10 protein-coding genes are annotated in these 13,350 nt (G+C 55.5%); 5 read left to right on the forward strand and 5 right to left on the reverse strand.

All coding sequences use genetic code 11. The features are described from left to right. Positions 1–10: 10 nt before the first annotated feature. Positions 11–853: a LysR family transcriptional regulator gene (locus Q0835_RS09090; protein ID WP_298960445.1), complete on the reverse strand. Its 843-nt coding sequence runs from the start codon at positions 851–853 to the stop codon at positions 11–13. Positions 854–950: 97 nt separating this feature from the next. Here Q0835_RS09090 and Q0835_RS09095 point away from each other — a divergent pair, with 97 nt between their 5' ends. Continuing rightward, positions 951–1,361: a VOC family protein gene (locus Q0835_RS09095; protein ID WP_298960471.1), complete on the forward strand. Its 411-nt coding sequence runs from the start codon at positions 951–953 to the stop codon at positions 1,359–1,361. Further along, complete coding sequence (locus Q0835_RS09100; protein WP_298960474.1) at positions 1,358–2,581, forward strand: MFS transporter; 1,224 nt, start codon at positions 1,358–1,360, stop codon at positions 2,579–2,581. Before Q0835_RS09095 ends, Q0835_RS09100 begins: the two co-directional genes overlap by 4 nt. Here the strand turns inward: Q0835_RS09100 and Q0835_RS09105 are convergent. Continuing rightward, on the reverse strand, positions 2,565–3,470 hold the full coding sequence (locus Q0835_RS09105; RefSeq protein ID WP_298960477.1) for an EamA family transporter: 906 nt from the start codon (positions 3,468–3,470) through the stop codon (positions 2,565–2,567). The two genes, Q0835_RS09100 and Q0835_RS09105, sit on opposite strands and share 17 nt — an antisense overlap. Positions 3,471–3,733: 263 nt before the next feature. On the opposite strand from Q0835_RS09105, the gene dapD reads away from it, so the two are divergent. Further along, positions 3,734–4,585 carry a 2,3,4,5-tetrahydropyridine-2,6-dicarboxylate N-succinyltransferase gene (dapD, locus tag Q0835_RS09110; RefSeq protein WP_298960479.1) on the forward strand — a complete coding sequence of 284 codons (852 nt, stop codon included), beginning with the start codon at positions 3,734–3,736 and terminating at the stop codon, positions 4,583–4,585. A gap of 66 nt (positions 4,586–4,651) precedes the next feature. Here dapD and Q0835_RS09115 read toward each other — a convergent pair whose 3' ends face one another. Genes Q0835_RS09115 through Q0835_RS09125 form a run of 3 tightly spaced genes read right to left on the reverse strand, consistent with a single transcriptional unit; the run spans position 4,652 to position 6,887 of the window. After that, entirely contained in the window at positions 4,652–5,233 is a 582-nt protein-coding gene (locus Q0835_RS09115; RefSeq protein ID WP_298960747.1) for a hypothetical protein, read from the reverse strand. An 11-nt stretch (positions 5,234–5,244) separates the two neighbouring features. Then, positions 5,245–6,420: a succinyl-diaminopimelate desuccinylase gene (gene dapE, locus Q0835_RS09120; protein ID WP_298960481.1), complete on the reverse strand. Its 1,176-nt coding sequence runs from the start codon at positions 6,418–6,420 to the stop codon at positions 5,245–5,247. A gap of 41 nt (positions 6,421–6,461) precedes the next feature. Continuing rightward, a complete protein-coding gene (locus Q0835_RS09125; RefSeq protein ID WP_298821283.1) occupies positions 6,462–6,887 on the reverse strand; it encodes a DUF805 domain-containing protein in 426 nt (141 codons plus the stop codon). A 225-nt stretch (positions 6,888–7,112) separates the two neighbouring features. Here Q0835_RS09125 and Q0835_RS09130 point away from each other — a divergent pair, with 225 nt between their 5' ends. Both Q0835_RS09130 and Q0835_RS09135 read left to right on the forward strand, forming a co-directional pair. After that, positions 7,113–9,359 carry a mechanosensitive ion channel family protein gene (locus tag Q0835_RS09130; protein WP_298960484.1) on the forward strand — a complete coding sequence of 749 codons (2,247 nt, stop codon included), beginning with the start codon at positions 7,113–7,115 and terminating at the stop codon, positions 9,357–9,359. A gap of 418 nt (positions 9,360–9,777) precedes the next feature. Beyond that, a complete protein-coding gene (locus Q0835_RS09135) occupies positions 9,778–13,350 on the forward strand; it encodes a DUF4132 domain-containing protein (protein WP_298960487.1) in 3,573 nt (1,190 codons plus the stop codon).

The raw sequence follows: 13,350 nt of genomic DNA on the forward strand, positions 1-13,350 counted from the left end.
GCTGGTATTGCTATTTCAATACGGTTGAGAGCAGACTTTTCAATCGGCGTTTGAGCACGCTGATTTCCGTCCTGGTGCTAGCGTCCCCGTGACTTGCCAGATAGAGCGGGCAATCAAACGTACGAACGTCGTCTTCAGCCAAAACCAGGGTCTCGTCTTCCACGCCGATGAAATCGGGGAGCAGCGCCCGTCCTGTATTTCCACGAACCAGTGAAACAAGCCCATCAAAAGAGGCTGCCCATGTCGTAACCCAGTCTTCAGCTTCAAATGAAGTGGGTTGCGAAAGTGCTACGGAGCCTGGTCGTTGATGAAGGCCAATCCAATTGCAGTCGGTTTTCTGGTCGAAAGTCTTTGCAACGTATGGCCGCCCCTTCAGCGTCCCGATCTGGACTGTCTTCAGGTTTCCGGTTGTCGGCGCGTCCGGAGTAATCAGCAGAACAGACTTGTTGTGCAATAGAAGGTGAGCGTCGACACACTCCTCGATGGCCACGCGAAACGGGTCACTCGGGTTCCAGAGCTCACGAAATCTTCTATACAGGATCCACTGAATTTCCACCGGTGCAGCGATGGTGACAAGAGGCAGGTTCAGGACCCGGTCACGCCAGCCTTTCAATTCCCCGACGGTTCTGGCGACCGCGCTCGTGCGTTCCAGAAGTTGCTGACCGAATTGCGTCAGTTCATATCCCGCATGTGTCTTGCTGAAGAGATCCGCGCCCAGATGACCTTCAAGCCTCTGGACTTTTCGGCCGGCCGTTGCTGCAGAAATGCCGGCCTTATCAGCGGCCCTGGAAAGGCTTCCAAGCGATGCCACCAATCGAAATATCTTCAGGTCATCCCAATTCAAGTCATTCAATTTTGAAACACCAGTTCAATAACTTTTGTTGATCAATATTTGATTGATATCTAAGCATTTGTCCAGTTCGACAGCCTTTTTCGTTCAGGAGCCACATATGCATATCCATCACATCGCCTTCTTTTCAAAGGATATTTCAAGATTGAAAGACTTTTATGTAGACCTCTTCCAGGCCCAGGCTGGTGAGATGTATCAGGATGAGAGAGACTTCCGCTCGCTCATGGTGCGTTTCGAAAACGATACCGTTCTTGAACTCATGCAGATGCCTGACGTACTTGCGCGCGCCACCCCCGATCACGATGACATTCATCATGTTGGAATGCATCATCTTGCAATCGCGGTTGCGAGTGATGACGACGTGCTCGCGCTTACAAGAAAAGCGAGCGGATTGGGATCTGCCGTGATCAAACCGCCGGAGCTGACGGGAGACGGTTTCTTTGAATCCATGGTAACCGACCCCGATGGAAACCTGGTCGAAATCTGCCGCGCACCCTTGTCCGAGCAATGACTCGCATCCCACGGCAACGATGGGCCGTTGTTTTCGCGTTCGCTTTCAACGGTCTTCTGTTTGGGGTCTGGGCAGGCCGGATTCCCGCAATCAAGGAGACATTTTCGCTAGACAGCTCCTCCCTCGGCCTCCTGTTACTTGTCCTTGCCGGTGGTGCGATTATGTCGTTTCCGGTTGCTGGAATGCTGTCGGAAAGACTGGGTGTTCAAAAACTCACCACGATCTGTGCATGGGTTTATGGTCTGGCTCTTGTCACCGTGTCTTTGGCGGGCTCGCTGCCAACGCTGGCTGCCGCCCTGTTTCTTTTCGGAATGCTGCACGGTGCTATGGATGTCGCAATGAATGGCTGGGGAGCCAAGGTGGAACAGCACCTTGGCCGTTCTGTAATGCCTTTCTTCCATGCGATGTTCAGCCTCGGGGCCGGGATCGGGGCGATCACGGGATACGTCGCCGTTCACCTGGAAATATCGACCGTTACCCACTTTTCGGCTGTCTCCCTCTTGGGCGCTGTACTGACCCTTGCTGTAATCGGGAAACCAGAAAATGAACGGCCTCGACTGGCCGCGACCAACGATCAGTCTTCTGCGTTTGAATGGCCCTCGACGACCCTGCTCCTTGTTGGCCTTGTTGCCTTTTCCGTTTCCATGGGCGAAGGCGCGATGGCGGACTGGAGCGCCGTTTTCCTCAGGGCCAGCACCGGAACAGGTGAAGCACAGGCAGCACTTGGTTATGCGGCATTCAGCGCTGCTATGGTCGCCACGCGGCTGATGGGAAGCCGTATCGTCACGTTGCTTGGCCCAGCGCTGACAACGAGGTTGAGCGGCAGCATTGCCTGCGCCGGTCTTCTGCTGACTATATCATCCAGTACCTTAGGACTGAGCCTTGTCGGCTTCAGCCTGGTCGGAATTGGATACGCTGTCGTCATGCCACTGGTTTTTGCACGGGCTGCCAATGACGAAAGGACGCAACCCGGTCACGCAATCGCCGCGGTCTCCACGCTGGCCTATGGCGGGATGTTGCTGGGACCGCCGCTGGTGGGCTTCGTTGCCAGCTTTACCGGCCTTCACAGCTCGTTCCTGATGCTTGCCCTGCTGGCACTGCTTGCAGTGCTCCTGGCTCCCAAGCTCGCCATGCATAAGTCGAGCCATGGCTGCGGGCACATGTCGCCCGGCCCGGAGCCAGAAAACAAAGTATCAGGCCCCACTACCCGAGCAGAATGATACCGACAACAGCTGCAACGATCATCAGGCAGCCGAAAATTTCAGAACGCGAAATGATTTCCTTGAAAACCAACCAGGACACAAGAAAGGTAAACACCAGCTCTATCTGGGCAAGCGCGCGCACATAGGCGACATTTTGCAAGGTCATCGCCGTGAACCAGCCAATCGAACCGGCCACGCCGGACGCGCCGACCCAGACGGCGGTGCGCCAGGCTTTGAGGCTGGCTTTCAACTGGTCTGGGTCGCGCAGCGACATCCAGCTGACCATCACAATCGTCTGGAAAAATGTCGCGAAGACCAGCGCACAAGCGGCCTGCATCGGAACACCCGTCCCTTCCAGCGACAGCGATGCCGTGCGGTAGGCAACAGCCGACGCGCCGAAAAAGGCTGCAGAAGCCAATCCGATGAGCGCGGGGCGCCCGGCCAGCGATGAACGTACGGCAGAAACGGTCAATGGCACACGGGCAAGTGAAATCATGACGACGCCGACAATACCGATCAGGATGCAAATGGAGACCGACAGGGAGATGTGTTCTCCAAGGACCAGAAACCCGAACAGGGCCGCCTGGATAGGTTCCGTTTTTGAATAAGCCGTCCCGACAGCAAAATTTCGGAACGAAAACAGATAAACCAGCAGGAACGTACCCAGGATCTGAGCCAGACCACCCAAAGCACCGGCAATCAGCATGGTGGTGTTGAGTGACGGCACTGGAAAACCAAATACGAAATGGAGTACGAGCGCATAGAGGACTGCGAAAGGAAGCCCATAACCAAACCGTACGAAGGTCGCGCCTGTTGTACCGAGCTGGCCCTTCAGGTGTTTCTGCATGGCCGTGCGCAGGTTCTGGCAAAACGCAGCGGCAACTGTGATCGGAATCCATAACTCCATGGAACCGGCTTCCTTAAATTAATTGAATTTGTATCATCTTACACATCAAACAATCACTAAAAATTGCCATTTCTTGTATCCTTTGATTACTTTTTCTCAACTATCATAATTCCCTCACTTAAACAGATGAACACGAAAGGCATCGGAAAGGACATCTGAGTGACGTACCTGGAACAGCTACAGGCGTAGCTGTGCTTGACAGTACCTTGCCTGGCAGCTTAGGTCCGGCCAGCTTTTATCAACCCTCGGAGACCTTCGCACTCATGACCCAGGATCTCGCTTCCCTGTCTCAAACCATCGACGCGGCTTTTGAAGATCGCGCGGCTATCGACACCACGACAACCGGTGAGGTGCGCGATGCGGTTGAAACCACACTGACCCTTCTGGATCGAGGCGAGCTGCGTGTCGCCGAACAAAAGGATGGCGACTGGGTGGTCAATCAGTGGGCGAAAAAAGCGGTTCTGCTTTCCTTTCGTTTGAACCCAATGGACATCATCAAGGGTGGTCCGGGCGATGCGACGTGGTGGGACAAGGTTCCTTCCAAGTTTGACGGTTGGGGCGGAAGCGACTTTGAAGGCGCCGGCTTTCGAGCAGTGCCGAACTGCACCGTTCGCCGTTCAGCATTTATCGGCAAGGGCGTCGTTCTGATGCCGTCTTTTGTCAATCTTGGCGCTTATGTCGATGAAGGCACAATGGTTGATACCTGGGCGACAGTCGGGTCCTGCGCACAAATCGGCAAGAACGTGCACCTGTCCGGCGGCGTTGGAATTGGCGGCGTGCTTGAGCCGCTTCAGGCTGGTCCTGTCATCATTGAAGACAACTGTTTTATCGGCGCGCGCTCCGAAGTGGTCGAAGGCTGTATCGTGCGTGAAGGTGCCGTTCTCGGCATGGGTGTCTTCATTGGCAAGTCGACACGGATCGTCAACCGCATGACGGGCGAAGTCACATATGGTGAAGTGCCACCTTATTCGGTGGTTGTTGCCGGTTCTATGCCGACCTCGAGCCTCATGGGCAACGGCGAGGCAGCGCCGAACCTTTATTGCGCCGTGATCGTCAAAACCGTTGATGAGCGGACACGCTCAAAGACAGCGATCAACGAACTGCTGCGCGACTGACGCGCCACGCTGCACCACATATCTTTTTCCGAAATCGCACCCGCCGTTCCGACGGCGGGTTTTTTGTTATGCCCACATGAGGCCGACAAGCTGCCCGATGACCAGTGTCAGCAACAGATCCAGCACGACCACACCAATGGAAACGCTGATCGTTGCCTGCAGCGCAATGCGGGCGATCAAGTACCGGTACCAGACAATCGCCAGCAAACAGCTAAGAGACAAGAGAATAGTAATTGCTGGCGAAAGGACACCCATCAGGAACAGGAGATAGATGATCAGATAAGGCATGGATGCCAATAGGCTGGTCCAGTTGCGTGCCACGATAAACGGAACATATCGGTGTGAAACGCCAATGGGGACAGCGACGACAGCAAGAATGAGTGGTAGCGCGAACCAATCCATACTGAGACCAACCAGTTGCGCCGTCCAATACGCGCTATCGGGAAAGAGGTCGGGATGATAGAGGTTTTGGGAAAGAAGAAGCTGTTTTTCAGTCAGCCCGCTTGCCAAGAATGCCGGCACGAGCAGAAAAACCACCAGAAACGATCTCCAGAAGCCCTGAAGAGATTGGTCAAAAAACGCCATGCCTTCCGGTCGGCTGCGCAGCAAAAGCCATGAGCCGTCGAGCGCTGCACGAATTTCACCCATCGTGATCAAGGTCAGTCCGCTCCCGCAGATTGTGCAAAATAGCTGACCAGAAATCGTTTATAGATTGCCGTCAGCTGGTCAAGGTCACTGACCGCAACGCATTCATCCACCTTGTGCATTGTCTGACCGACAAGACCGAATTCAACCACCGGGCAATAATTCTTGATGAACCGCGCATCTGAAGTTCCGCCCCCAGTTGACAGTTCGGGAACCTGCCCGGTTTCTTTCCGGACCGCATCGCTGAGGTCAGCAATCAGCTTTTCATCCCGCGTCAGGAAGGATTCGCTCGCATCTCGCTTGAATATTAGGTCCAGTTTCAAGGACCCGAGATCGACACTTTCCAGCGTCTCCCGGACCCTGGCCTGCAGCGTCGACAGCGTCCACTCGTCATTATATCGAATGTTGAAGCGCGCTTCGGCCCGAGCCGGAATAACGTTGAAGGCCGGGTTGCCGACATCCACCGTCACGACCTCGAGATTGGAGGGCTGAAATCTTTCGTTGCCCTCGTCCAGCACAAGTGCATCGAGCGCAGCAAGTAGCTGCACAAGGCCGGGGATGGGGTTGTCGGCAAGATGCGGGTAGGCTGCATGGCCCTGGGTTCCGGCAACGGTCACAATCCCTGAAAGAGATCCCCGGCGACCAACCTTGATGGCATCGCCGAGCTTGGCTGGATTGGTCGGCTCGCCGACAATGCAGGCGTCAAATTCATGACCTTCGGCTTTGGCCCATTCCAACAGCTTGACGGTACCGTTGACCGCCGGGCCTTCTTCATCCCCTGTGATCAGCAATGAAATCGTTCCGCCGAAGTCCGTGCCGAGTTCCTGCACCAGATCAATCGCGGCGGCGGCAAATGCAGCAATGCCACCTTTCATGTCGACAGCGCCACGTCCGAACAATACGCCGTCTTGAATTGTTCCGGCAAAAGGCCCGTGGCTCCAGTCATTTTCCGCACCGGCCGGCACCACATCTGTATGACCAGCAAACACGAAATGCGGTTTGCCGGAACCTATCGTGGCAAAAAGGTTTTCGACGTCCGGCGTATCCTCATCCTGAAAGGTGACCCGTGTGACTTCAAACCCGGCTGACGCCAGCAGATTTTCAAGTGTCGTCAGGGCTCCACCCTCAGCTGGCGTGACCGACGGACAGCGGATCAGATCCTGAGCAATGGTGACGGCAGTGGAAGGCATGGATTCAGGCTCTTTCGTCAATTCTGTATCATTGAGGAAGGTCAGCTTTTGCGCCAATAACTGTTTGGCAACGGTCCGTGGCGGTTTGCTTCCATCTTGCTTGGAACAAAGCCCAGGAAGACCACCATGACAACATTCAAAATTGGCACGAAGATCAGCAACGCGAGAAACCCACTTTGGCCGATGTCCTGCAGCCGCTTGATCACGAGTGCCAGCTCGAACCATTGCAGCACAAAAAAGAGAATTGGAAACAGCGCATTCGATTCCGCAAAAGCAGCCGGTGACACCGTTTCAGGCGTGATTTCAACAAGCGAAGAAATCCACCACAGCCGGATGGCGATGCCGATGATGATCCAAACCAGCGCAAAGCTGAGCCAATAGGGTTCCCGTCCCATACGCCCGATCGGGCTCAAAAGCGCCCAGATGGGACCGGGGGTTATGTTAGCGCTCTGCGGAGGGGTGTTCATTCAGTACCGCTTTCATTGATCGTTCAGGCAAGGAGGTAGACGCATAAGCTGCCTGGATCAAGCTCTGTCATGCGATCCTGCTGCGGCATTTCCGAGGCCGTCACCGATCCGCGGGCAAAGAAATGTCGATCAAGGGAAGAACGCGAGGGAAATTTTATGGATTTTGCTGATCGGGCGTGTCTAAGTTGTAGGCATAACAGTCAGAGCCACCGAGGGGGTATGCTTATGGCCGGCGTCTGGAAAGCCAAAATAACATCCTGTGCACTCACACTTTTTTTCACCATCGCTCTTTTTACCAGTCTCTCAGCTCAAGCCCAGGACACAGGCTCGTCGCTGCCTGAACCGCTGCAGCCAACGGCGATGGAAAAACTCGTGTCGGATCTCGATCCCGAGCAGGTGGAAGCCCTCACCGACCTGATGCAGCTGTTGCAGGAAAGTGCCGCCAACAAGACCTCAATCGCATCATTGGGAGAACCGCAGCCAAGTCTGCTCGAGCAACTTCAATCGGCGTTCAGCGGCTTTGGCGACATGGTTCTGGGTCACTTCAAGAATCTGCCCGATCTCTTTACCGGCCTTTTTGCAGGCATCGCGGCCCTGTTCGCCGGGTCGGTCGGGGGCCCGATCCATATCCTGATCGGCTCGATCGCGCTGATCCTTGCTGCGGGCTTTGCCGCGGAGTTTCTGGTCAACCGCCTAACCGCGGCCAGGCGCGACAAGATACAAGCACGTTCACCTGAAAGCCTATTTGAAACGGTGAAGCTGGTATCAACGCGTGCGGGGCTCGACCTCGGCGGCCTGCTGGTTTTTGCAATCGTGGCCGTCGTCGTCGCACGTGCTGCCGTCTTTGATCCGGCCACTCGCAGCGTTGCCCTTCAGGCCGTTTTCTGGATCGTCTTCCTGCCGCGTCTTGTTGCTGCGCTTCTGCGTTTCGCGCTTGCGCCGCACCGAAGCGAATTGCGCCTCGTGACCGCGGACGACGAAACGGCCAAGTCGCTTTATCGCAGTTTCACCACGCTCTTTGCCGTGGTCGGTGTTGCATTCTTCCTGCGCAATGTCATGCAAGTCGCAGGTGAAGATGCCGGTGGGACGTTCCGCTTTTTTGTCGGTTTCGGCGTCAGCGCGTGGATCATTGCAGTGATCTGGAAAGCCCGCCACGGATTGACCAACATCATCCTTGGCGATGACGGCGACGCGACGTCGGGTCTGGAACGCATGGCCCGCTTCTGGCCGTATTTCTCCATGGCCTTTATCGCCTTCAACTGGCTACTTGTTCAGTTTACAGCCAGCATGGGTATCGAAGCCCTGACCGCCGGCCGCTCTCTGGCCGTAATTGCGCTCGTGGTCTTCGCACCTTTCCTCGACACGATGGTTCGCGGCATCGTCTCTCATGTCGTGCCCCCCATGCAGGGGGACGGACCGGTCGCCGAGGCCGCACACATGCAAACCCGGCACAGCTATGTTCGCATCGCCCGTGTTGCGCTCCTTGCATTCCTCGTTCTCATGGTCGGCCGGATTTACGGTCTCAACCTTCTGGCGCTCGGTGCCAATGACGGATCGGCCGTTGCGCGCAACAGCGTCATCTTTCTCTTAATCCTGGCCGCGGGATATCTTGCCTGGGAGATCACCAATCTTTGGGTTGCTCATCAACTGGCCAAAGACTCGCCGCCGGCCCAGTCTGAAGATGACGATGCTGAAATGGGCGGAGCGGGCAAATCGCGCACGGCAACCATCCTGCCGCTCATCCGGATCATCCTGCAGGTCACCATTCTGGTTCTGACGGCATTGCTGGCCCTCAGCCAGCTCGGCATCAACATCACGCCGCTTCTGGCCGGTGCCGGTGTTGTCGGTCTTGCAGTCGGTTTCGGCGCACAGACACTCGTCAAGGACGTGGTCTCTGGCATCTTCTTCCTGATGGACGATGCTTTCCGGCTCGGTGAATTCATCGACACCGGTGGAACCCAGGGTTCCATCGAGAAGATCTCGATCCGCTCACTGCAACTGCGCGGTACTCGCGGTGCCGTTCATATCGTTCCGTATGGCGAAATCCCCAAGCTCACCAACCTCTCACGTGACTGGGTGATCATGAAGTTGAAGTTCACTGTTCCCTTCGACACGGACGTTGAGAAGGTGCGCAAACTCTTCAAGCGGATCGGCCAGGACATCATGGAGATGGAAGAGTTCAAGGAGGACATTCTGGCACCGTTCAAGGGCCAGGGCGTAGCCGATGTCGACGATGTCGGCATCGTCGTGCGCGGCAAGTTCACCACAAAACCCGGCAAGCAGTTCGGCGTGCGCAAGGAAATCTACAAACGCGTGCAACAGGTCTTTGAGGAAAACGGCATCCAGTTTGCCCGCAAGGAAGTGCGCGTTCAGCTGCCGGAAAACACGGATCTGGACGACAAACAGAAAGAGGCCGTGGCCGCCGGTGCCGCTGCAGCTGCCGCAACAGAGACAAAACCCGCTGCACAGTAGCGCAGCGGGTTTACCGCAGACCTCTTCGCGGTTTGCAGTTATCGCGGCAAGCAGCCGCGTTTGTTAGGCGGTGATTTTGATCGCCATGTCAGTCTTTGACCGAAACCGCCAAGCACTACAGCTTCCTGCCCAAACTGGTACTTGAAGTGTGTGTCGCAGGATTTGAGGGTTCCGGGTTAAACTTGTTAGAAATCAGCGTCCGAATTGAGTGATGTCTACATGCTGGCAATGTCAGCTTTGTTTCAAGTCTGTCCGACCAGTTAGGTTGCCAACTCCAGCCTAGCCCGTATTCAGCTTTGACATCGTGATCCGTTTTCACAACCTATCGCATGTGATGCCGAAAAATCTATTCCATGGATTGAAGCTTCTTTAACAGTCCAGCCCTAACGTCGCCTGCAAAAAGTGACGAGGTGCTCAGATGCTTGGTGGTAGTCAGAAAAAACCGAACACATTTGGCAAACGGGAAGGCTTGACGCCTCTTGTTCCAAGGCCGGCGAAGGAATGCAACGGCTCGCCAGAAAATCCACCGGCTGCGAGTGTGGATCGGGACCCTTCGGATGTATTTGCAACGTCCGACGCGGGTCTGGCCCAATTTCTGGCACCGCAAGATAAGCAGCCGAGCCAACAGGGGCTGCAACGGACATCAGGAAGTCGTAACTCCGACACAGCGGAGCTGTTTGCACGGTCGTCTTTGGAGCGTGCCGAGTTGTTCGTTCAAATCAGCGAAATGCTCAAGGCATTCGAGGAGCACTGGGAAAAAGATCAGGAAACGTTCAGGAAGCTGTCGCCAATGGCGGACAAGGCTCGTTCATTGCAGGCAGGTTTGTTGTCGCAGAATTATGCGCTTGAAGATCTTAAGAGAATGACCACGCATTTCGATGTCATTCTCAAAAATTTTGCCGGTATTCAGAATTTCGCGAAGACTGTGTTCAGCGCGCATGAGCGACAGCCGTCTGCTACAAGCATCACGTTGTTGGAGGCGTTGTGCGGCGAACAAAGCCAGCGTCATCTACTTCAGGGCAGGAAAAATCGTTCTGATTTTTTGCTGATCGAGAAGGCTCACGAAGCGCTCGGACACGCACCCGACTCCCACCCGCTGACAAAAATGGCGGCGCTGGAGAATGAGAAATTCAAGGCAGAATTGGACCGTATTCTGGCACAGTCCGATCAGATTCTGCTGCCCTATGTCCGACTCGTGATAGATACAACCGACGGCGACCTGGCTGATCGCGGCAAGAAGCAATCGGACAAGGCCCTGCTACTGGAAGACCTGCAGGAACAATCCCCGTCAGAAAAAGGCACAGCCTTTCTATCCGCCGTTGAACTCAGTCGGATGGCTTCGAACTCTCAGCTCGCTAAGGATGGGCCGCAACTCGGGCTAGATAACGTGCGCTACGCTAAGGCTCTGGCGTATTTGCCAGCCAGCATGAAATCCCTGGCTTTCACTTTGTGCAAGAAAAAACTTGTCTTCACAACGGACGCGGCGCTGGACCTGTTGCGACTCTGTGCCGTTGAAAAACTCGACCTTGGCCAGGAGTATAAGTCCCTTCCGGCCCAGTTCTGGAATTCGCTCGGAAATTCGCTGCCGAAAAATAGCATCGCTGTCCAACAGATCCTGACATCTGCGGTTAGCCTGAAGAAAAAACACAAGAAAATCCTGCTCGTCATGACCGGATTGACCAACGAGGAGGCATTGCGAGACGAGGTTGCGGACAGTTACCGGAAAACGCTCGAAGACTCGCAACAGGCTTTGTCCTCTCTGCTCGACAATTTCAGCCAGCATACCACCCGCCCGGATGCGAAGACCGGGATTCTGGGCAGACTGTTCGGTACAGCACAGAGCACGATGACCGAAGACGGCTGGCGGCCGTCATGGGGCGTGATAACGTCGTTAGACCGATTGGCCGAAGCTTTGCCTCCTGCATTTTACTTTGATCGGGACACCTCGGCTGGCGTAGATCTGCTGATGCAACTCAAGGATCGCACTCTCGGGGTGCTGAAACGGCACGGCCAGCGTTCTGATCTGGAAACGGCTGTGGAGGCACATGAGTTGGCTCTTTCGATCGACTTTGCATCACCGGCCCGGGCAGCAGCTGAAAACCTTGCCGTGATCCTTCCCCTTGAACAGGTCATTGCAGGATTCCAGCAGCTCTCGGCGTTTGAACGCGCCGCGTTGAGCGCGTTTTCACTCAGTCTGCATCCACTTCCCAAAAGCGGTAAACCCTCGGCGAAGTGGCTCGACGCCGTCGCCACATCCGACTGTGATGATATACTCGATAAGCTGCTGACAAACATCGGGCCGATTAGTAGCAAGGACGACGACATAATCGTCGCGGCGGTTTTGGCGGCGGCTAGGATGCCAGGTGTGAGCACTCAGACTTTGGCACAGCTTGTTGAGTCAGGGTTTGAAGACGCCCCTCATGGCAAGCGTCATGAGCGTCTTGCGAATGCGTCTCTTTGGGTGCTGTCGCAACGGCGCGGCGATGCATCCGTTGCTGCGATGCGGCATATTGCGGAAACTTGCCGGTGGATCACGGGCCGGGACCTTGCCGCCAAATATCTAAAAAACATGGTTCGCGGTGATACCGACAATCCTGTCCTGGCAGCAGAGCTTTTGTTGCCCGGACTAAAAATCTGGCCCGAGCCCTACCGCGAACCGATCGCCGACGGTCATGCCGTGTTCAGTTACAATGCGCCGGACCGGCTGTCACTCACTTGGGAAAACCCAGACGGTGCAATTTCAACAAATCCGACACCAGATATGAAGACGACGGATTCGGCCGGCGTCAAACGACTGAAAAAATTGGTACCTCAACTGGAACGGACCTTGATGGCCCACATCCGCTGGCTTGAGCGCCTCTTTCTGTCCGACAGTTCCCTCCGCTTCGACGAATGGCAGGAGCGATACCTGGACCATGAAACCAGAGGTGCCTTGGCGCAAAATCTGATTTGGCGGGCGGAAACTGAGGGCGGTGAACCTTTCAGCTTTATTCCGTCGCAGGGCCGTTTCCATGATGCCGCTGGTAACACCATCGATGTTTCCGGGTGTCAGATTTCGCTCTGGCATCCAGCCGATGACCCTGCGAGTGTGGACGCTTGGCAGGCCTATCTAGTCGAACAGGCGCTGGTGCAGCCCTTTGCACAGGCATTCCGCAGCTCGTACGCCGCGCTTGCCTTTGACGACGCAATCGAAGCCTTGAGAACCACACGCATCGAACATCGATGGCATAGGAGCATGGCGTCGTTGATTGAAGGCTACGGCTGGGTTTCCTCAAAAAAATTCAAAGATCACGATGAGGCACCACTTAAGCTGCATCTGTTCGATCCGGTTAGCCGCTTCTACCTCGCAGTGACGCTGACCCGCAATTCGGAGTTGGCTGGAACATCCCGCTGGTTCGAACTCCGTGAGGTGCAGCTATCGCGCGGCGACCTTGGTGCAACCCCGACAAAGGCGGGATTGAAAAAGGCAAGACCGCTGGAGCCTTCGGATCTTACAACCGTGCAGCGCTCGGAAGTCATCAGGAGCCTTTACGGTCTCCTGTCCGAATCCTATATGGATGCGTCCAATCCAAGGCCCCGACTTTTTGGGCGCGGCGGGCCGTTTCCGGAAGCTCCTTTTGTCAGACCCATGTCCGAGGAGCGTGCTCATGCCATCCAGGCCTATGCCCCACTTCTTGTAGATCCTCGCGCCGCCAGGAATTGGCTCGGCGAGGCCGAAGGCGAAGACCGTATCTCGGTTCAAGACAACGGCCGGCTGAGTGTGAATGGCGTGAAGGAGCGCTACATATTTTGTCCGTTTGAAAACAGGCTCTGGAGCGCAGATGACCTTGTGGAGTGGAATTGCAACATTGTGGACAGCCAGATTGAGGGCGCTTCAAATGTTCCTTTCGGGTTGGACACTCTTATGCGCCGCATGGCTGCAACGGTTCAGCTCCTGACCAAAGATGACAGGCCCGGCAACAGCCGTCTTTCAAAAGGAAGGTACTACTAG

The organism is uncultured Roseibium sp., assembly GCF_947499295.1.
In the GTDB taxonomy this organism is placed as follows: domain Bacteria; phylum Pseudomonadota; class Alphaproteobacteria; order Rhizobiales; family Stappiaceae; genus Roseibium.

Bases quoted from the DNA above. Each gene is read 5' to 3' on its own strand.
- Q0835_RS09130 (WP_298960484.1), top strand. From the start codon at position 7,113: ATGGCCGGCGTCTGGAAAGCCAAAATAACATCCTGTGCACTCACACTT.
- Q0835_RS09135 (WP_298960487.1), top strand. From the start codon at position 9,778: ATGCTTGGTGGTAGTCAGAAAAAACCGAACACATTTGGCAAACGGGAA.
- Q0835_RS09105 (WP_298960477.1), bottom strand. From the start codon at position 3,470: ATGGAGTTATGGATTCCGATCACAGTTGCCGCTGCGTTTTGCCAGAAC.
- dapE (WP_298960481.1), bottom strand. From the start codon at position 6,420: ATGCCTTCCACTGCCGTCACCATTGCTCAGGATCTGATCCGCTGTCCG.
- dapD (WP_298960479.1), top strand. From the start codon at position 3,734: ATGACCCAGGATCTCGCTTCCCTGTCTCAAACCATCGACGCGGCTTTT.
- Q0835_RS09095 (WP_298960471.1), top strand. From the start codon at position 951: ATGCATATCCATCACATCGCCTTCTTTTCAAAGGATATTTCAAGATTG.
- Q0835_RS09115 (WP_298960747.1), bottom strand. From the start codon at position 5,233: ATGGGTGAAATTCGTGCAGCGCTCGACGGCTCATGGCTTTTGCTGCGC.
- Q0835_RS09125 (WP_298821283.1), bottom strand. From the start codon at position 6,887: ATGAACACCCCTCCGCAGAGCGCTAACATAACCCCCGGTCCCATCTGG.
- Q0835_RS09100 (WP_298960474.1), top strand. From the start codon at position 1,358: ATGACTCGCATCCCACGGCAACGATGGGCCGTTGTTTTCGCGTTCGCT.